This window comes from Speluncibacter jeojiensis (genome assembly GCF_029589495.1).
Lineage (GTDB): Bacteria > Actinomycetota > Actinomycetes > Mycobacteriales > Mycobacteriaceae > Speluncibacter > Speluncibacter jeojiensis.
Genome location: NZ_JAAIVF010000001.1, coordinates 839,016 through 857,395, shown reverse-complemented (window position 1 = coordinate 857,395; position 18,380 = coordinate 839,016). Strand labels below are relative to the sequence as shown.

Genomic DNA, 18,380 nt, shown 5'->3' with positions numbered 1-18,380 from the left:
AAACCTCGGTAACAAAAAGTCGAATTGATGATCCGATTTGTGCGGAGTGTCGCTCGACACGCCGACGGAATTCACCCTCCGTTCACCTTCGCGGGGTTGCGCCCGGAGGTGAGTCGTGTGACCGGCCGCACATCGCCACGTGGATGTTCTGTCACACACAAAACTGTGACCGCGAGTAACGGTATCGGTAACTTTTGACGCTGGCCGACGAGACGCTTCGTGTTGTGACACCGAGTGTTGTCGGCTTCGGGACGTCTCGCAGTTGGGTGGTCGGTAGTGAACATGGTGTCGCGCAGCGACAAGGTCAAGATCGCGATCCTGGGCCTGCTCGCGCTGGTGGCGATCGGCTTCGTCGGTGTGCGCTATGTCCGGCTGGACCACATGCTCGGGCTCGACCAGTACATCGTGAAGGTCGAACTGCCGGACTCCGGCGGGATCTTCCCCAATGCCGAGGTCACCTACCGGGGGATCCCGGTAGGCCGGGTGGGCGACCTGTCGCTGACGCCGACCGGGCTGCAGGTGCAACTCGTCCTGAACGACGGCGGCCCGAAGATCCCGGCCTCCGCGCACGCGGTGGTGGCGGACCGGTCGGCGATCGGTGAGCAGTTCGTCGATCTGCAGCCGAGCACCGACAAGGGCCCGTATCTGACCGACGGGTCGGTGATCGCGCAGAACAAGACCTCGACGCCGGTGCCGGTGCAGGACCTGTTCGCGAATGTGACCGCGCTGGTCAAGTCGGTGCCGGTCGATTCGCTGCACACCGCGTTCACCGAGTTGGGCACCGCCTTCGACGGGCAGGGGCAGAACCTGCAGTCACTGGTGGATTCGGTGGACGACCTTAGCCAGGCCGGGTTCGACAACCTGTCGCAGAGCTCGGCGTTGATCGCGGACGCCCGCCCCGTCTTGAAGACCCAGGCCCAGCAGTCCTCGCCGATCGAACAGTTCAGCAAGAGCCTGAGGGACATCACCGCGCAGCTCAAGTCGTCGGATCCGGACATCCGCCGGTTGATCGACAACGGCATGCCGGCGAGCGATCAGGTCGGGGATCTGGTGAACACCAGCGGCAACGACATCACCGACCTGCTCGGCAACACCAGGACCATCAGTGGCGTCGTCGCCGAGCGCAGCTACGCGTTCCGCGGCTTCATGGCGATGCTGCCCGCATTGGCGGCCGTCGCACCGTCGGTGACCCAGGGCAACACGATCCGTCTCGGGCTGGTGCTGGAGACGAACAATCCGGTGGCCTGCACCCGCGGCTACGAGGGCTCGCAGAAGATCCTGGCGGAGATGAAGGCGAAGAACCCGAACTTCGACCCGAACCGCGACGAGTTCCCGGTGAACCTGGACGCGCACTGCGCGGTGCCGCAGGGCAACCCGACCGACGTGCGCGGGTCGCAGAACGCGAAGTACATGGATCCGAGCCGCTCGGTTCCGTGGGACAGCAAGCCGAAGGTCGACCCGGAGAAGCTGGACCTGAACCCGATCGCGACCCAACTCGCCACGCTGATGGGCATCACGGTCCGCTGACCCGCTGGCACGATGAGGGCCATGCGCGCAATCAGGGAGTCGCTGCTGGCCGGGCTCGCGGGACAGCTGGGCCATCCGCGCGGCGTGCCCGGCCGGGCCGTCGCCGGAGTGCTCAACCGGGTGAACAACCGGACGATCGCGGACGCGGTCGACGCGCTGGGTCCCGCCCCCGGCGACGTGGCCGCGGACTTCGGCTTCGGTGGTGGGCTGGGACTGGGCCTGCTGCTGGACCGGGTGGGCGAATCGGGCTATGTGCACGGCATCGAGTTCTCACCGGACATGCTCGAGAGGTGCCGGCGGCGTCACCGCGACGAACCGCGATTGTGCCTGCAGGCCGGGTCGATCCTGGAACTGCCGTTGGCGGACGGCGCGATCGACTGCGCGATCACCGTCAACACGCTCTACTTCCTGCCGGACCTCGGCCGGGCGGCGGCGGAACTGACGCGGGTGCTGCGCCGCGGCGGGCGACTGGTCATCGGGGTGGGCGATCCGGAGGCGATGGCCGCGATGCCGTTCATCCGCGCGTTGCCGTTCGAGCGGCACGGTTTCCGGTTGCGTCCGGTCGCCGAGGTGGACGCCGCGCTCGAGGCGGCGGGCCTGACGGTGATCGACCACCGGCGCGCCGGAGACGGTGACCGGGCGCCGCATCTGCTCGTCGCCCGTCGCGACCGCTGATCCGCGTACTGACGGTCAGAGGATCCGCACTGCGGCCCGCACCAGTCCCAGAAGCTCGTTGATCGGGATGTTCGACAGTCGCTCCCGAGCCCGGTCGCTGATGCCGTACACGAGCAGTTGCCGGTCCCCGGCCTCGACTGCGGTCACCCGCAGACCGTAGGGAAGCGGGGGGATCTCGACCGTCCAGGGCCGGATCCGCCGGACCAGGTCGAAGCGCACCCGGGAGATGCCCGCGGTCGTCGGCTGCAGGGAGACGGTCGACTCCTCGACCCGCGGTTCGATCACCAGATGCCCGGCCCGTTGCAGCCGTGCCCAGTGCGCGCGGATCACCCGGTCCCGCCCGATGTCGACAGTCAACTCGGGGTGCAGCCGCGCGACCTGCTCGCGGACCTCCTTCGCCGCGACCGCGACGTGCACCTCCACCGAGCCGAACACCAGCGCCGGGGCGTACACCGACCGCAGCCGGATGTCGCGGCAGATCAGCGTCAGCCGTTGCAGCCGGACGTCGCCCCAGCGGACGTTCTCCGCGGTCATCCGGATGGCGGCGAACTGCCCCCGCGCGAGGCCGATCGAGTCGACGCGGCAGTCCAGTTCGATCGGGGTCATGGTGACGATGGCGCCGCCGGCCCGGAACCGTACTCGGCGGTGCAGGAACTGCTCGCCGATGGTCTGGACGGCCGTCTGCAACATCTGCGCCGGAGTGATCGGCACATTCGGCAGCAGCGCCCGCCCGACATCCAGGCCGACGCCGACGCCGCGACCCACCACGCGCTCCAACTCGCGCCAGGGCAGCCAGCCGCCGAAGGCGTTCACTCCTGACATCGGTGCACTTTCCGCGTCTCCATGCCCGCGGTCACGCTCCGCTGGGGCGGACCCGGTCCGCGGGGCGCGTATCGCGGCGGATCGGATGTTCGGCGGGGACCTCGACGAACACGATCGGCACGCCGTCGGGATCGTGGATCCACATTTCGATCAGCCCCCACGGCTCCTGCGTGGCCGGCCGGACGATCTCGACACCGGCAGCGGTGAGTTCGTCCTGTGTCCGGTGCACGTCGCGGACCTGCAGCCACAGCGCCGTGTGGCTGCCGGCGCCGCTCGCGGGCTCGGGGCCGGGATGGCCGGCGATCTCCACAAGGCTCTGCCCCGCGAAGAAGACTGTGCCGCCGGGGTACTCGCGGTAGACGGCCAGACCCAGAAGATCACGGTAGAACGTGAGCGTCCGTTCGTAGTCCAGCGGACGGAGGACGGCGCGGCTGCTCAAGATCTCCATGGTGGTACCAGTGTCCCATCCGCGTTTGCTTCTGGTCGGTCGATCGGGGGTGTTTCAACCATCGCTGTGGTGGGTGACAATGTTCACTGGCGGAAGTGCGAGATGATCATTCGCGACAGAGGTGCCACACTCTGGGTAACTCGGACGAGAGGGGAGGTGCGGCGATGAACGAGTACGCGGAACTCGCCGTCGTGACCGTCATCTACTGGATCGGCAGCGCCGGCAATCTCGCGAGCACGATCGCCGGGTTCGTCGCGGGGGCGTGACGAACCCGGCGACCGTGCCGGTTGCCTGGGATCGGGCCTGGCAGAACCAGGGGCTCAGTAGTACCAGGGGTACGGGCTCCAGTCCGGATCCCGCTTCTCCAGGAACGAGTCGCGGCCCTCGACCGCCTCGTCGGTCATGTAGGCCAGTCGCGTCGCCTCGCCGGCGAACAGCTGCTGGCCGACCAGCCCGTCGTCGGGCAGGTTGAACGCGTACTTGAGCATGCGCTGCGCCTGCGGCGACTTGCCCAGGATGTCGGCCGTCCACTCGAGCGCGAAGTCCTCGAGGTCGTCGTGGTCGACGACCTCGTTGACCGCGCCCATACGGTGCATGGCCTCGGCCGAGTAGGTGCGGCCCAGGAAGAAGATCTCGCGGGCGAACTTCTGCCCCACCTGGCGGGCCAGCAGGGCGCTGCCGTAGCCGCCGTCGAAGCTGCCCACGTCGGCGTCGGTCTGCTTGAACCGTGCGTGTTCGCGGCTGGCGATGGTCAGGTCGCAGACCACGTGGAGGCTGTGCCCGCCGCCGGCGGCCCAGCCGTTGACCAGCGCGATCACCACCTTCGGCATGAACCGGATCAGTCGCTGTACCTCGAGGATGTGCAGCCGTCCGGCGCGGGCCGGGTCGACGGTCTCCGCGGTTTCCCCGCTGGCGTACTGGTAGCCGCTGCGGCCGCGGATGCGCTGGTCGCCGCCGGAGCAGAACGCCCAGCCGCCGTCCTTCGGGCTGGGGCCGTTGCCGGTCAGCAGCACCGCGCCGACGTCGGAGGTCATCCGCGCGTGGTCGAGGGCGCGGTAGAGCTCGTCGACCGTGTTCGGGCGGAAGGCGTTGCGCACCTCCGGACGGTTGAACGCGACTCGCACCGTGCCCTGGGAGATGTGCCGGTGGTAGGTGATGTCGGTGAGGTCCTCGAAACCGGGAACCGTCTGCCACAGATCAGGGTTGAAGGTCACCGACTGAGGATAGGCCCGAATGTCGCGGGCAGGCGGGGATGACCGGGCCGGGGGCGTTACCGTGCTGGGTGTGAGCGAAGAACTGCAGGACGCGCGGATCGCGGCCATGGAGAACCGATCGCACGAGTCCGACGGCGACTACCGGCGGCACGGAGGGTTCCCGGTGTTCGGTCCGGCCGAGGACGACGGCGGCCCGGACTGGGGCCGGTTCGTCGAGGCGATGCGCCGACTGCAGGACCTGGCCGTCTCGGTGGCGCCGCCGTACGACGTCATCCGTGAGGCCGCGGACCGTGCCGAATCGCTCGCCGAACTGCTCGCCCCGCACCAGGTGCCCGAGGGACACTCACCGGCGAACCGGTCGGTGAGGCTCCCGGGCCGGGGGAGCCTGCTGATGCTGCCGTGGACCATCACCGGCTACAGCCCGGAGAGGATCGTCGCGGCCGGGGTGTTCCGGCGCTATCACCTCGGTGGGAACGGCGCCGCGCACGGCGGTGTGCTGCCGCTGCTCTTCGACGACATGTTCGGGATGATGGTGCACGCCGCGGGGCGGCCGATCAGCCGAACGGCCTACCTGCACATCAACTATCGCAACGTCACGCCACTGGACACGGAGCTGACCTTGGAGGTCGGTGTGGACCGGGTGGAGGGACGCAAGACCTTCGTCACCGGCCGGTTGCTCCACGGCGAGACGCTGCTTGCCGACGCCGAGGCATTGATGGTGCAATTGCTGCCCGGCCAGCCCTGACGTGCGTTACGCTCACCAGCATCTTTGTGCCTCACAGGCTTTCGTATAGTGTCTGGCGCGACAGATCGTCGGATGCGTGGAGGCATGGAAGTGGTTGCAGCACTCAAGGAAGCTCTGCTCGGGGACTCTCGACTGAAGGTTGTCGTGGCCGACGTCCAGGGCCTGATCGACGCCGAGGTGGCGGACAAGAAGGGCGCGTCCGGACTCGCCGTCAAGGGTGGCTACGCCGCGGTCAAGAAGGTCGGACCGTCGATCGTGCCTGACGCGATCGAGGGCCTGCTGCCGGGCTTCGTCGGCAAGCTCGAGCCCTACTGGGACGACTTCCGTTCCACCGGCGGGTCGAGCTTCGCGGAGTACCTCACCGCGCGCGGTGACGAGGTCGCCGACGCGTTGTTGGGTGTGACGGACGAGCGGATCGAGGGCACCAGCAAGACCGCGGTCAAGAAGGTCTACTCGTCGATGCGGTCGTCGGCCAAGAAGAACGTCGTCGAGGCGCTGCCGCGGCTCGGCGCGCTGGTCGAGCAGCACGCGTCTGCCTGACGCAAGCGGTTTCGACAGGGCGAGGGTCTGCGGACCCTCGCCCTTCGTGCGTTCGGGCCACCTGTCGTGTCCACAGCCGCGGGTGCAGCCGGGAAACGCCTGCGGGACAGCTCCGCTCAGTCGAGGACCATCGACTGCCGCAGCGCGGCGACGAGTTCGGTCAGGACCCGGGATTCGCCGGCGCCCGAGCGGATCACCCCGGACACCGGGATGCGCAGCCGATTGTCCTTCTCGCGCATGATGCACAGGCCGGCGCGCGGTGTCTCGGCCGCGGTGCTCGAGTACAGCGCGGTCCAGGCCCGCGGATTCGTGAGGACGTCGAGGGTCGCGGTGTGGTTGCTCGCGATCGGCGGTCCCAGCAGCACCTTGCGCCCGACCTCCACGAACGCGTCCTCGATCACGCTGTGGATGAGCACCTGGTTGTGCCGGGGCGGCAGCAGCAGCGGGTACGGTGCCAGATCGGCGAGTTCGACGGTGTCGAACGCCGACAGCGGGTGCTGACGCGACGTCACGATCATCAGTTCGTCGACGCCCAGGTCGATCGTCTGCAGGCCCGGGCGGTCCACACCGCCGCGGACCAGCGCGATGTCGGCATCGCCGGTCGCGATCGCGTCGATCCGGTCGGTGAAGGCCTGGATGACGAACTCGATGTCCACGTTCGGATGCCGGTCCCGCACCCGCGCGATCGCCTCGAGGCTCTGCGCGGCGAAACTCATGTTCGCGCTGATACGCACCCGGTTCCGCGGGTCGCGCACCACGCTGTACGCGGTGGCCTCCAGGCTCAGCGCCTGTTGCGCCACGGGAACGAGGCGTCCGCCGGCCGGGGTCAGCTTCACCTGTCGGGTCGAGCGTTCGAAGAGCTGCGCGCCGAGTTCCTGCTCCAGGCGGGCGATCTGGTGACTGATAGCAGATTGTGAGATGAAGCACTTTTCGGCGGCCCGGGAAAAGCTCAGCTCCTCGCCCACAGCCAGGAAGTATCGCAGCTGCCGAAAGTCCACCCGTCCTCCTCATTCATGAGCGATCCAGATAAGAGTCTTCGCGATGTAGCAGTTTGCTGGCAAATCGACGGTTCACCTACCTAACGTGTTTCTCACAGACGCGAGTTGTGCAGGAGGGCTGATGAGCGAGATGGAACTGGTTGCCGACACCGGGGCGATCACCACGGGGGCCGGGGCGGTCCGGGACGAGACCGATGTGGTCATCGTCGGTTCGGGCTTCGGCGCGCTGGCCGCGGCCAAGAAGCTGGCCAAGGCGGGCAAGCCGTTCGTGCTGATCTCCGAGACCACCGAGCATCTCTTCCAGCCGCTGCTCTATCAGGTGGCCACCGGCGTCATCGCTGCCGGCGAGATCGCCCCGTCGGTGCGGGCCATCCTCGCCAAGTACCCCAAGGCCGATGTGCGGCTGGGCCGTGCGGTCGACGTGCGGCCGGAGGCCGGCGAACTCGTCTACGAGGCCGACGGCAACCTGCACACGATCGGCTACCGCTCACTGATCGCGGCGACCGGTGCACGTCAGGCGTACTTCGGCCGTGACGAGTTCGAGGACGTCACCTACGCGCTCAAGACCGTCGCGGACGCCGAGCGGCTGCGTCGGCAGATCGTGCGCTGCTTCGAAGAGGCGCACACCACGACCGATCCGGAGCTGCGGCGAAACCTGCTGAGCTTCATGGTGGTCGGCGCGGGCGCCACCGGAGTCGAGCTGGCCGGCCAGATCAAGGAGCTCGCCGGGCGCTACTTCGCCCAGGCGATCCGCGGCGTCACCGCCGACGATGTGACCGTGACGCTCGTCGAGGGTGCCGGTGACGTGCTGCCCGTGTACGGCGGCAAACTGAGCACCTACACCCGTGCCTCGCTGGAGAAGTCGGGCATCGAGGTCGTGCTGGGGACCATGGTCACCGACATCGACGAGCACGGCGCCATGGTCAAGGACGCCGCCACCGGGACCGAGAAGCGGCTGACCGCCGAGACCATCATCTGGTCGGCGGGCGTGCAGGCCAACGACTTCGCGAAGGTGTTGGCCGCGCGCACCGACTGCGAGACCGACCGGGCCGGGCGGCTGCTGGTCAACGGCGACCTGACTGTCGGCAACCGCGCCGACATCTACGCGGTCGGCGACATGACCTCGCTGAACAAGCTGCCGGGACAGTCGCCGGTGGCGATGCAGGGCGGTCGGCACGTGGCCCGCACCATCCTGGGCAAGACCGCCCCGGGCACGCCGTTCGCCTTCCGGGACAAGGGCAGCATGGCCATCATCAACCGCTTCAACGCGGTCACGAAGGTCAAGAAGATCGAGCTGACCGGCGTGATCGCCTGGCTGCTCTGGCTCGCGGTGCATCTGGTGTACCTGGTCGGCTTCCGCAACCGGTACGTCGCGGTCATGTCGTGGTGCGGCTCGTTCCTCGGCCACCGTCGTCCGCACTTCCACTATGCGCAGGCGCCCGGCCGACCCGTCGCGGTCGGGGCAGGCGACGGCGACGGACGCGACGCCGACACGCTCGCCCCGGTGGCGGACGAACAGGCCGCCTGACCCGCCGGGCCGGATGAGCAGTCCGGCCTGGGTGTTCGGGGAGATAATGGCGCGATGTTGCCCGAACTGGAGGATCTGCGCGCCGGCGTCCATGTGGTGAGCCTGCCGATGCGGGTGCGTTTCCGCGGCATCGACCGGCGCGAGGTGCTGCTGCTGCGCGGCCCGGCCGGGTGGGGCGAGTTCGCGCCGTTCCCCGAATACGGTGACGACGAGGCGAAGTGGTGGCTCGCGTCGGCGATCGAATCGGCCTGGACCGGTCCGCCGGCCGCGGTGCGTTCGACCGTCCCGGTCAATGCGACCGTGCCGGCCGTCGAACCCGCCCGCGTGCCCGAGATACTCGCCCGGTTCCCCGGCGTGACCACCGCGAAGGTGAAGGTCGCCGAGCCTGGCCAGAGTCTCGACGATGACGTGGCGAGGGTGCGCGCCGTGCGAGAACTGGTGCCGCACGTGCGGGTCGACGCCAACGGCGGGTGGACGGTCGATCGGGCCGTGCAGTCGCTGTCGGCGTTGACGTCCGAAGGCGAGTTGCAGTACGCCGAACAACCGTGCGCGACGGTCGACGAGTTGGTCGAGCTTCGGCGGCGGCTCCCCATGGTGCGCATCGCGGCAGACGAGAGCATCCGGCGGGCCGACGACCCGCTACGTGTGGTGCGGGCGGGCGGAGCCGACGTGGCGGTCGTGAAGGTGGCGCCGCTGGGCGGCATGCGGCGGCTGCTGACACTGGCCGGCGAACTCGGTGTGCCGGTGGTGGTCTCGAGCGCGCTCGACTCGGCGGTCGGGATGGGTGCCGGGCTCGCCGCTGCGGCCGCACTGCCGAATCTGGAAATGGCCTGCGGCCTGGGCACCGGCGAACTGCTGGCCCGCGACGTCGCCGCCCCGCGCCGGATCGTGGCCGGAGCACTCGAGGCGACCGCGCTCGAGCCGGAAGCGTCGCTGCTCGAAGAGCTCTCGGCAGAGCCCGTCCGGCGCAGGTGGTGGCTCGAGCGGCTCGAGCGGTGTCACGCGGAGTTGCAGGCCATCGGCCACGGTGCGTGAGATCGCGGGGGCCGTCCTGGCGACGGCGAGCCGTCAAAGATGAACCGTCGGTTGCGGTACCACCAGGTGCTGACCGGCTCGTAGCCGCGAACGCTCGGACAGTTCGTTGCAGGCGCGCAGTGTGCTGATCGTGGTGTCGTAGCAGGTGGCGATCTCCGCGAGCGATTCGCCTTCCGCCACCACGTGTACGCGGTGATCTGCCGGCATATCGGCTCCGGCCCGACCCGGAACGCTCATCGACATGTGCTGCAGTCCTATCGATTACGTCGCCCGACCGACCCGCGGGCGCGTCGCCTGAGAATCCTGCCAGGCAGCATAGAGGCAGTTTCGATCTTGCGACGCCGAATCCTGGGAATCGCACCCGAACTGTATCGCCGATGCCGTTGCCGTGACCGGACTCCCGTTCCCGCTCAGTGAGATATGCCGTCGTCCAACGGGTTTCCTTTTGGTATCGAATCCCGATTCCCGCCGCGAACCGGGGAGTCGGCAGGTTTACTCGGCGAGGTGCGCGCGAAGTCCGTGTCGCACGCAGCAAACCCGATGGGAGTGATCATGACCGGATCGACGCTCATAGATTCCTGGATCAGTGCCCTCATGGACCTGGTGAACGCCGGCTCGTCAGCGGGATCGGCGATCATCCAGTCGCCGTCCGAGGCGATCAAGAGCCCGTCGAGTTAGTGCCGGTCGACGTTCAGGACAACTGAACACGGCCGTGTCGTGGCGGTCCCCCGTGCCGTGGGGGCCGCCACGATCTGTTGCATCGATCACTTCATCGCGGGGCTCCCTTTCGGTACCGATGCAGAGCAGAATCGGACAGTGCGACACCGGCGATCGTCTTCGCAGGTTGAGGGTCTAAGTTCCTTACTCTGTCCACGCAGCGGTGCGGTAGCGAACCGGCGTGGGCCCTGGTGACGTAGATGGAGTTCGAAAGGCCGTTGTTGTGACGTCTGACGCCGGTCCGGGCCGTTTGAGCCCGGCGCCCGAATCGATCGGGTATGCGCTCAAGAGATTGTTCTTGGGCAGGCCGCTGATCACCGACAAGCTCAAGTCCGAGCGGCTGTCGAACCCGGTGGCGCTCGGTGTGCTCTCCCCGGATGCGATCTCCTCGACCGCCTACGGCACCGAGGAAGTGCTGGTCGAGCTGTTGCCCTATGCGGGGCTCGCGGCCTTCGCGCTCCTGCTGCCGATCACCGGCGTGATCCTGGTGATCCTGGTCCTGGTCGCCGCCTCGTACCGCCAGGTCGTGATGGCCTACACGCGGGCGGGCGGCTCGTACATCGTGGCCCGGGAGAACTTCGGGCCGCGGGTGGCCCAGATCGCCGCTGCGGCACTGCTGATCGACTACATCGTGACGGTCGCGGTGCAGGCGGCGGCCGGCACGGTCGCGGTGGTCTCGGCGATACCGTCGCTCGGCCCGTACAGCCTGGAGATCACCGTCGGCGTGGTGCTGCTGATGTGTTACGCCAATCTGCGCGGTCTTCGCGAGGCGGGCCGCCCGTTCGCGATGCCGACGTACTTCTTCGTCATCATGCTGGTGCTGATGATCGTGGTCGGGGTCATCCGGGAGATCTTCTGGGGCCTGCCGCAGTACGACGCCACGCATCTCGTGGGTGCGGTGGACGTGCACCAGGGAAACGGGCTGGTGATGGGGGCGACCATCCTGGTGGTGCTGCGCGCCTTCGCCAACGGCGGTTCGTCGCTGACCGGTGTGGAGGCGATCTCCAACACCGTGAGCTCGTTCCGCAAGCCGGAGGGCCTCAATGCCCGCAAGGTGCTCACGGTCATGGCCGTCATCCTGGCGTTCCTGCTGGCCGGTGTGGCGTACCTGGCGTTCGCCACCCACGCGACGCCGTACCAGAGCGGGTATCCGTCGGTGCTCTCCGAGATCGCGCGGGCCGTGTTCGGGCACGGGGCGATCGGGCAGATCCTGTACGTGATGCTGCAGGTCGCGACCGCGGCGATCCTTTACACCGGCGCCAACACGAGCTTCAACGGATTCCCGGCGCTGACGAACTTCGTCGCCGAGGACCGCTTCCTGCCGCGCCAGCTGACCAAGCGCGGGCACCGGCTGGTCTTCTCCAACGGCATCATCGTGCTGGCCGTGCTGTCGGTGGCGTTGCTGGTCGCGACCGGCGGCTCGGTGAACGCGCTGGTGCCGTTCTATGCGATCGGTGTGTTCACCGGCTTCTCGATGGCCGGCTACGGCATGACCAAGCACCACCTGACCCAGCGTGAGTCGGGCTGGCGGTACAAGCTGGCGATCAACCTGTCCGCGGGCATCCTGTCGACGATCGTCGTCGCGATCTTCGCGGTCGCCAAGTTCACCGAGGGCGCCTGGCTGGTCGTGGTCGTGTTCCCGTTGCTGGTGTTCGTGCTGATGCGGCTGAACCGCGAGTACCGGGCGGAGGCGGCGATCCTCGAGGAGTTCCGCAGCGAGCACGCCGAACCGGTGAACTACGCGCGGCACCGGGTGATCGTGCTGGTCAACAGCGTCGACCTGGCCGTGCTCGAGGCGCTGCGTTACGGCCGGGGGCTGCGCGGCGACAGCCTCACCGCCGTGCACTTCATGATCGACGCCGAGGCGTCGGCGCGCCTGCGCAAGCGCTGGGACCACTTCCAGATCGAGACGCCGCTGAAGATCATCGACTGTCCCGACCGCCGGGTCGCGCGGGCCGCGCAACGCTACGTCGCCGACCTGACCGCGGAGTACTCCAACACCGGGGTGACCGTGCTGCTGCCGCGCCGCAGCTATGCGCCGCTGCTGGGCCGCGTGCTGCACGACCGCACGGCCGACAAGGTCTCGCGGGCGATCAGCCGGCTGCCGCATGCCGCGGCGACGATCGTGCCCTACGACGTCCAGTCCCAGATCCGGCAGACCTACCCGGACATGTGGGAGGAGAAGTTCGCCCGCAGGATCGAACGGTTCCAGAACCGGCTGACCCGGGAGGAGGACGAGGCCGTCCAGCAGGCGGAGCACCCGACGCCGCCGCCGAACATCGTGGCGGTCAGCGGGCTGATCGCGGGGCACCGGAGCACGATCGAGGGCAAGGTCATCGAGGTGACGCAGGAGGAGTCGCGGTCCGAGCGCAAACGCGAGGACGGCAGCAGCGTGCGTGCGATCCTCGTCGAGGTGGGCGACAGCAGCGGCACGATGCGGATCCGGTTCACTCCGGGTCGCGGCGGCGACGACGTCCAGGCGGGTCAGGTGCTGCGGGTCAGCGGCAAGGCGCGGCAGAGCGGCAACCGCCCGGTGCACATGCTCGATCCGGACTATTCGATCATTGAACCTGCTCCAGGATCGCCGGCTGACAAGGGGCGGTGAACTGCGAAATCCAATGTATTCGCAGGTGAGGAACGTGTTCTAGTTTTGGTAATAGCTGTAACGTTGAGTCACTTATAGTTTGGCGCTATTGTCTGACTAGCCGTCGGCATTTACGGTGATGCTTCCAGCTCGCCGCGAATGCCGGTCGGGCAGCTTTCGGACAACGCAAACGATTGAGGATCGTCATGGCCTATGTGATCACCCAGGCATGTTGCAACGACGCGTCGTGCGTCGAGGTCTGCCCGGTGGACTGCATCCGTCCGACTCCGGACGACCCGGAGTACGCGACCACGGAGATGCTCTACATCGAGCCGGGCACCTGCATCGACTGCGGTGCCTGCGTGGATGCCTGCCCGGTGGATGCGATCTTCCCCGAGGATCAGCTCAGTGCGGCCAACGCGCGCTACCAGACGATCAACGCGGAGTACTTCGAGAAGCACCCGCTGAAGTCGAGCTGGGACTCGTTCGAGCCGATGGTCCCCGTCGCGGTGCCGAAGGACGAGGCGCCGCTGCGGGTCGCGATCGTCGGTTCCGGCCCGGCTGCCTGCTATGCCGCCGCCGACCTGATCACCCAGGGCGGCAACTCGGTCGAGGTCGAGATGTTCGATCGACTGCCCACCCCGTGGGGCCTGGTCCGTGCCGGCGTCGCCCCCGATCATCCCGGCACCAAGGCCGTCACCGACGTGTTCCGGTGGACGGTCTCCAAGCCGTCGTTCGAGTTCCACCTCAACGTGGAGATCGGCAAGCACCTGACCCACGACGAGCTCATGGCGCACCACCACGCGGTGATCTACGCCGTGGGCGCCGCCGGTGACCGCCGCCTCGGCGTTCCCGGTGAGGACCTGCCCGGCAGCCACGCCGCGACCGAGTTCGTCGCCTGGTACAACGGCCACCCTGACTATGCGGACCTGCAGTTCGACCTGTCCGCCGAGCGTGCGGTGATCGTCGGCAACGGCAACGTCGCCCTCGACGTCGCCCGCGTGCTGGTGATGGACCCCGCGGACCTGGCCGGCACCGACATCGCCGAACACGCTCTCGAGGCCTTGCGCAAGAGCAACATCCGCGAGGTGGTCGTGCTCGGCCGCCGCGGCCCCGCGCAGGCGGCGTACACCAACCCGGAGTTCATCGCCCTCGGGCACCTCGACGGCGTGGACGTGGTCGTGGACCCGGCCGAGGTCGTGCTCGACGACCTCAGCCAGGCACTGGTCGACGCCCCCGACGCCGAGCCGTCGGTCGTGCTCAAGACCCGGCTCGCCCAGGAGTACTCGGAGCGCACGCCGAACCCGGCGAACAAGCGCATCGTGCTGCGGTACCTGGCGTCACCGACCGAGGTGCTCGGCGACGACCACGTCACCGGCATCACTGTCGCGCACAACGAACTGGTCGAGCAGGACGGCGCGCTGCGGGCCCGGGCGACCGACCGCACCGAGACCATCGAGACCGGACTGCTGCTCCGCTCGGTCGGCTACCGCGGCACCCCGGTGCCCGGCATCCCGTTCGACGAGCGCCGCGGCACCATCCCGAACGAGGGCGGCCGGGTCGTCGACCCGGAGACCGGCGAACCGGTGGCCGGCGTGTACACCGCGGGCTGGATCAAGCGCGGCCCCTCCGGCGTCATCGGCACGAACAAGAAGTGCGCCAAGGACACCGTCGCGCTGCTGTTCCAGGACTTCAAGGACAAGAAACTGGTCCGGCCGATCGGCGACCGCAAGGCGCTCGACAAGCTCGTCCACGAGCGCCAGCCCGAGGTCGTCGACTACAAGGGCTGGGAGGCCATCGACAAGGCCGAGCGCGAGCGCGGCAAGGAGGCCGGCCGGCCGCGCACGAAGATCACCGACGTCAAGTCGATGATCGAGATCGCCCGCCACTGACCGCGCAAGGGGAAGCGGGCCACGGGAACCCTTCGGCCCCCGTGGCCCGCCGCGCGGCCCGTCTGACACTCTGGACATCGTGAATCCGTCGACCACCCAGGCCCGCGTCATCGTCGACGAACTCGTCCGCGGCGGCGTCCGGGACGTGGTGCTGTGCCCGGGCTCGCGCAACGCCCCGCTGGCGTTCGCGTTGCACGACGCCGATGCCGCCGGACAGCTGCGGCTGCACGTGCGCATCGACGAGCGCACCGCCGGGTTCCTCGCCGTCGGGCTGGCCGTATCGTCCGGTGTCCCGGTACCGATCGCGATGACCTCCGGCACCGCGGTGGCGAACCTGGCCCCGGCGGTGTTCGAGGCGAACTACGCACGGGTGCCGCTGGTGCTGCTGGGGGCGAACCGGCCCTACGAGATGCTGGGCACCGGCGCCAACCAGACCGTCGAGCAGTTCGGCATGTTCGGCTCCCAGGTGCGCGCGGCGATCAGCCTCGGCCTGGCCGAGTCCGACCCCGAGCTGCGGCAACTGCAGAACGCCCAGTGGCGCTCGGCGGTGTGCCGGGTGCTCGCCGCCGCCCGCGGCTGCCGCACCGGCAACGCGGGGCCGGTCCAGTTCGACATCCCGCTGCGCGAACCGTTGGTCCCCGAGGACGCGATCGCCCGCCCGGACGAGCTGCCGGCGGGGCGCGCGGACGGCGGGCCCTGGACCGAGGTGTCGGCGATGGCCGTCGACATCCCGCTGCCGATCGACCTGACCCCCGACACCGTCGTCATCTCCGGGCACGGCTCCGGACCACACCCCGAACTGGCCGCGCTGCCGACCGTCGCCGAGCCGACCACGGACCGACCGCGCAATCCGCTGCACCCGCTGGCGCTGCCGCTGCTACGTCCGAAGCAGGCGATCATCACCGGTCGGCCCACCCTTCATCGGCCGGTCTCGAAGCTGCTGGCCGACCCCGAGGTCACCGTGTACGCGCTGACCACCGGTCCGCGCTGGCCCGACGTCTCGGGCAATGTCACCGCGGCCGGCACCCGCGCAGTCGCGACCGGCGCACCGGCGCAGGCGTGGCTCACCGGGTGCGCCTCGGCGTCGGAGCGTGCGGTGGCGGCGGTGCGCGCCCAGCTGGCCGCGCACCCGAAGCCGACCGGTCTGCACGTGGCCCGTGTCGTGGTCGAGGCCATGCGGTCCGGCGACCAGCTGGTCCTCGGCGCATCGAACCCGGTGCGCGACGTCTCGCTGACCGGCGTGTGCGCCGACGGTGTGCGGGTGCTCTCGAACCGCGGCGTGGCGGGCATCGACGGCACGGTGTCCAGCGCGATCGGCGCCGCCCTGGCGCACGAGGCGAGCCACCCGGACGGTCGGACCGTCGCCCTGCTCGGCGACCTGACCTTCCTGCACGACGCCTCCGGCCTGCTGGTCGGTCCGGGCGAACCGCGCCCCGCCGACCTGACGCTGGTGGTCGCCAACGACGACGGCGGCGGCATCTTCGAAACCCTCGAGCAGGGCGACCCGCAGTACGCGCGCGCCTTCGAGCGGGTCTTCGGCACGCCGCACGGCGCGGACATGGCCTCGCTGTGCGCGGCGTACGGCGTCGCGCATCGCCGCGTCGACCTCACGGAATTGCCGGGTGCGCTGGCCGCCGGGCCCGCGGCGGGGATCCGGGTGCTCGAGGTGCCCACCGACCGGTCGGGGCTGCGTGAACTGCACGCCTCGATCCGCAGGGCGCTCTGAGCGCCCACTACGCTCGATCCCCGTGACCTCCCGAGTAGCGCGCCGCCTCCGCCGCGGCATCGTCGCCGTCGCGACCGGCATCTCGGTGCTCGCGGTGATCCTGGTGCTGGCCGCGTGGAAGGACGACGTGACCATCCAGTCCGACATGGGGGTCGCCAGCGCCGAGGTCATCTCGGCGGGCTCGCTGCGCTCGGCGATCAGCTTCGTCACCCCGGACGGCGTGACCCACAGCCCGAAGCTGGGTGTGCTGTACCCGACCAAGCTCGTCGCCGGTCAGACCATCGACGTCGAGTACGCCAAGTCCGACCCGGACCTGGTGCGCGTCGCGGGGCGCAACGCGTCCGTTGCGATCATCCCGGCCGGTTCGGTCGTCGTCGTCACCTGGCTGGTCGCCGGGGCCGCGCTGCTGCTCGTGCGGCGGCTCGAACGCCGGTAGTGCTCAGCCGCGGCCGCACTCGTTCGGCGCCGGCTGCCCCTGCAACCGCTGGTCGAGCCACGTCATCGCGCCCGGATAGCCGGTGAGTGCGGCGATCGCGTGTTCCCCGGGAACCGCTCGGTAGACGGCGGAGACGCCCATCCGGCACTGCTCGTCGTACAGTTCGCGCGCGCCCTGCGCCGGGATCCAGAACTCCTGGGCGCCGTTGTAGATGTACAGCGGGGCGGTCGAGCGCCTCCCCGGCATCCGCATCTCCGTGTAGATGTGTTCGGCAACCGGAGAGTGCAGCGGGTCGAGCACGTTGGCCATCACGTTGATGGGCAGCAGCGTGACCCCGGTGGCGCCGAGTTCGTAGACGCACTGGTCCTTGAGCGGCGAGGTCGCCATTTGCTGGGCCAGGTTGTTCGCCAGCTCGAGAATCTCGGGCCGTTCCCGGGCGATGCCGAGCGTCGCCGCCTGGAACAGGCCGCTCGCGAGGTTGCCGTTCATGCTGTGGGTGAGCATCTCGAAGTCGGCGGGCACGCCGCCGAGTGCGGAGCCGACGATGTGGCCGGCCAGCTCGGGCGCGTACGAGCCGATCAGCTTCGTCGCGCCGTAGGTGGCGATGGCCCCGCCGGAGTAGCCCGTCATCGCGATGCGGCTGTCGCCGAACTCCGCCGGTCGCAGGTTGCGCAGGCCGCGGATCGAGTCGAGGATCGCGTGCCCGGCGACGTACGGCTCGGCGTAGGCCATGCGCGGGCCCTCGTGGTCGGGGATGAGCACCGCATAGCCGTGCTGGATCGCCAGTTGTGTTGTGGGCGGGACGAAGTCGGTGACGGTCGTGGTGAAGGACAGACCGTGGGCCATCGTGTAGCCCGGCGTGCAGGCCCGGCCCAGCGCGTCGATCGGCAGATTGTTGACAAGCACCGGTCGCGTGCCGGGCCCGGTCCACGGCGTCCGCGGCAGCAGCATGGTGGCGGTGGCGAACGAGGGCGCCCCCGACGAGTCGGTGGTCTTCACCTTGAACTGTAGCGCCTGGGCGATGCCACCGCCGACCAGGGGTGCTGTCGGTGCGGTCACGTCGCGGGTCGCCAGCACGGCGCCGTCGGGCCGGGCGTCGAGACCCTGCGGCCAGGCATCGAAGAACGGGTCGCCGACGTTCGAGGGCATGATCGCCGCGCGCAGCGCCTCGACGGCGGCCGGGGTGCCGGCGCCGACGATGGGCGGGACGGGCGCGGTCACCGGCGGCAGCATCGGCGCCGGGACGAGCGAATCGACCGTGCCGGGCAGTCCCGGCGCGGGCGCCGCGGGCGGACCGGCCTGCGCGGCGGGAGCGGCGACGAGCGCTGGACCCGCGCAGAGCAGTGCCGCGGCGGCGGCACGCAGCAGGACCGTGGACCATGTCGTCTTCATCTCGGCTCCCTGGCTGGTCGGGTCCGATCCGGCATCGCAGCGAACGTTACCCGGGTTCGGGCGCCGCGAAGGGGTGTTCGGCCCGCGGTCCCGCCGGGTCC

17 protein-coding genes are annotated in these 18,380 nt (G+C 69.2%); 11 read left to right on the top strand and 6 right to left on the bottom strand.

The genetic code is table 11. The annotated features are described in order from the left end of the window. The first annotated feature begins 282 nt into the window (after positions 1-282). On the top strand, positions 283-1,527 hold the full coding sequence (locus G4X40_RS03590; protein WP_277831250.1) for an MCE family protein: 1,245 nt from the start codon (positions 283-285) through the stop codon (positions 1,525-1,527). Between the two features lie 21 nt (positions 1,528-1,548). Further along, positions 1,549-2,202 carry a class I SAM-dependent methyltransferase gene (locus tag G4X40_RS03585; protein WP_277830185.1) on the top strand — a complete coding sequence of 218 codons (654 nt, stop codon included), beginning with the start codon at positions 1,549-1,551 and terminating at the stop codon, positions 2,200-2,202. 15 nt (positions 2,203-2,217) lie between these two features. Here G4X40_RS03585 and G4X40_RS03580 read toward each other — a convergent pair whose 3' ends face one another. The 3 genes from G4X40_RS03580 to G4X40_RS03570 form a co-directional block, all read right to left on the bottom strand. Continuing rightward, positions 2,218-3,024 (bottom strand): hypothetical protein, encoded by an 807-nt coding sequence (locus G4X40_RS03580; protein WP_277830183.1) that lies wholly within the window; start codon positions 3,022-3,024, stop codon positions 2,218-2,220. Between the two features lie 31 nt (positions 3,025-3,055). Further along, positions 3,056-3,472, bottom strand: coding sequence for a VOC family protein (locus tag G4X40_RS03575; protein WP_277830181.1), 417 nt, complete (start codon positions 3,470-3,472; stop codon positions 3,056-3,058). Positions 3,473-3,792: 320 nt separating this feature from the next. Next, positions 3,793-4,686 (bottom strand): 1,4-dihydroxy-2-naphthoyl-CoA synthase, encoded by an 894-nt coding sequence (locus G4X40_RS03570; RefSeq protein ID WP_277830180.1) that lies wholly within the window; start codon positions 4,684-4,686, stop codon positions 3,793-3,795. Between the two features lie 106 nt (positions 4,687-4,792). On the opposite strand from G4X40_RS03570, the gene G4X40_RS03565 reads away from it, so the two are divergent. Both G4X40_RS03565 and G4X40_RS03560 read left to right on the top strand, forming a co-directional pair. Then, positions 4,793-5,431, top strand: coding sequence for a PaaI family thioesterase (locus G4X40_RS03565; RefSeq protein ID WP_277831248.1), 639 nt, complete (start codon positions 4,793-4,795; stop codon positions 5,429-5,431). A gap of 90 nt (positions 5,432-5,521) precedes the next feature. After that, complete coding sequence (locus G4X40_RS03560) at positions 5,522-5,971, top strand: DUF6918 family protein (RefSeq protein ID WP_277831247.1); 450 nt, start codon at positions 5,522-5,524, stop codon at positions 5,969-5,971. A gap of 116 nt (positions 5,972-6,087) precedes the next feature. Here the strand turns inward: G4X40_RS03560 and G4X40_RS03555 are convergent, their stop codons facing one another. Further along, positions 6,088-6,969, bottom strand: a complete 882-nt coding sequence (locus G4X40_RS03555; protein ID WP_277830179.1) for a LysR family transcriptional regulator — start codon at positions 6,967-6,969, stop codon at positions 6,088-6,090. A gap of 130 nt (positions 6,970-7,099) precedes the next feature. Between G4X40_RS03555 and G4X40_RS03550 the strand changes: the two genes are divergently transcribed. Together G4X40_RS03550 and G4X40_RS03545 are read left to right on the top strand one after the other, a co-directional pair. Continuing rightward, the gene (locus G4X40_RS03550; RefSeq protein WP_277831246.1) at positions 7,100-8,497 is read left to right on the top strand and encodes an NAD(P)/FAD-dependent oxidoreductase; all 1,398 of its coding nucleotides are present in this window, start codon (positions 7,100-7,102) and stop codon (positions 8,495-8,497) included. Between the two features lie 54 nt (positions 8,498-8,551). Continuing rightward, positions 8,552-9,532, top strand: a complete 981-nt coding sequence (locus G4X40_RS03545; protein WP_277830177.1) for an o-succinylbenzoate synthase — start codon at positions 8,552-8,554, stop codon at positions 9,530-9,532. Positions 9,533-9,565: 33 nt separating this feature from the next. Here G4X40_RS03545 and G4X40_RS03540 read toward each other — a convergent pair whose 3' ends face one another. Then, a complete protein-coding gene (locus tag G4X40_RS03540) occupies positions 9,566-9,739 on the bottom strand; it encodes a LysM peptidoglycan-binding domain-containing protein (protein ID WP_277830176.1) in 174 nt (57 codons plus the stop codon). Between the two features lie 345 nt (positions 9,740-10,084). On the opposite strand from G4X40_RS03540, the gene G4X40_RS03535 reads away from it, so the two are divergent. The 5 genes from G4X40_RS03535 to G4X40_RS03515 all read left to right on the top strand — a co-directional run bounded on the left by G4X40_RS03535 (position 10,085) and on the right by G4X40_RS03515 (position 16,887). Continuing rightward, on the top strand, positions 10,085-10,210 hold the full coding sequence (locus tag G4X40_RS03535) for a hypothetical protein (RefSeq protein WP_277830175.1): 126 nt from the start codon (positions 10,085-10,087) through the stop codon (positions 10,208-10,210). A 262-nt stretch (positions 10,211-10,472) separates the two neighbouring features. Then, positions 10,473-12,854: an APC family permease gene (locus G4X40_RS03530; protein ID WP_408642105.1), complete on the top strand. Its 2,382-nt coding sequence runs from the start codon at positions 10,473-10,475 to the stop codon at positions 12,852-12,854. A gap of 185 nt (positions 12,855-13,039) precedes the next feature. Then, a complete protein-coding gene (locus tag G4X40_RS03525; protein ID WP_277830174.1) occupies positions 13,040-14,725 on the top strand; it encodes an FAD-dependent oxidoreductase in 1,686 nt (561 codons plus the stop codon). 79 nt (positions 14,726-14,804) lie between these two features. After that, a complete protein-coding gene (menD, locus tag G4X40_RS03520; protein WP_277830172.1) occupies positions 14,805-16,451 on the top strand; it encodes a 2-succinyl-5-enolpyruvyl-6-hydroxy-3-cyclohexene-1-carboxylic-acid synthase in 1,647 nt (548 codons plus the stop codon). Between the two features lie 22 nt (positions 16,452-16,473). Then, positions 16,474-16,887 carry a DUF3592 domain-containing protein gene (locus G4X40_RS03515; protein WP_277830171.1) on the top strand — a complete coding sequence of 138 codons (414 nt, stop codon included), beginning with the start codon at positions 16,474-16,476 and terminating at the stop codon, positions 16,885-16,887. 3 nt (positions 16,888-16,890) lie between these two features. On the opposite strand, the gene G4X40_RS03510 is transcribed toward G4X40_RS03515, so the two are convergent. Further along, on the bottom strand, positions 16,891-18,279 hold the full coding sequence (locus G4X40_RS03510) for a lipase family protein (protein ID WP_277830169.1): 1,389 nt from the start codon (positions 18,277-18,279) through the stop codon (positions 16,891-16,893). Positions 18,280-18,380: the final 101 nt, after the last annotated feature.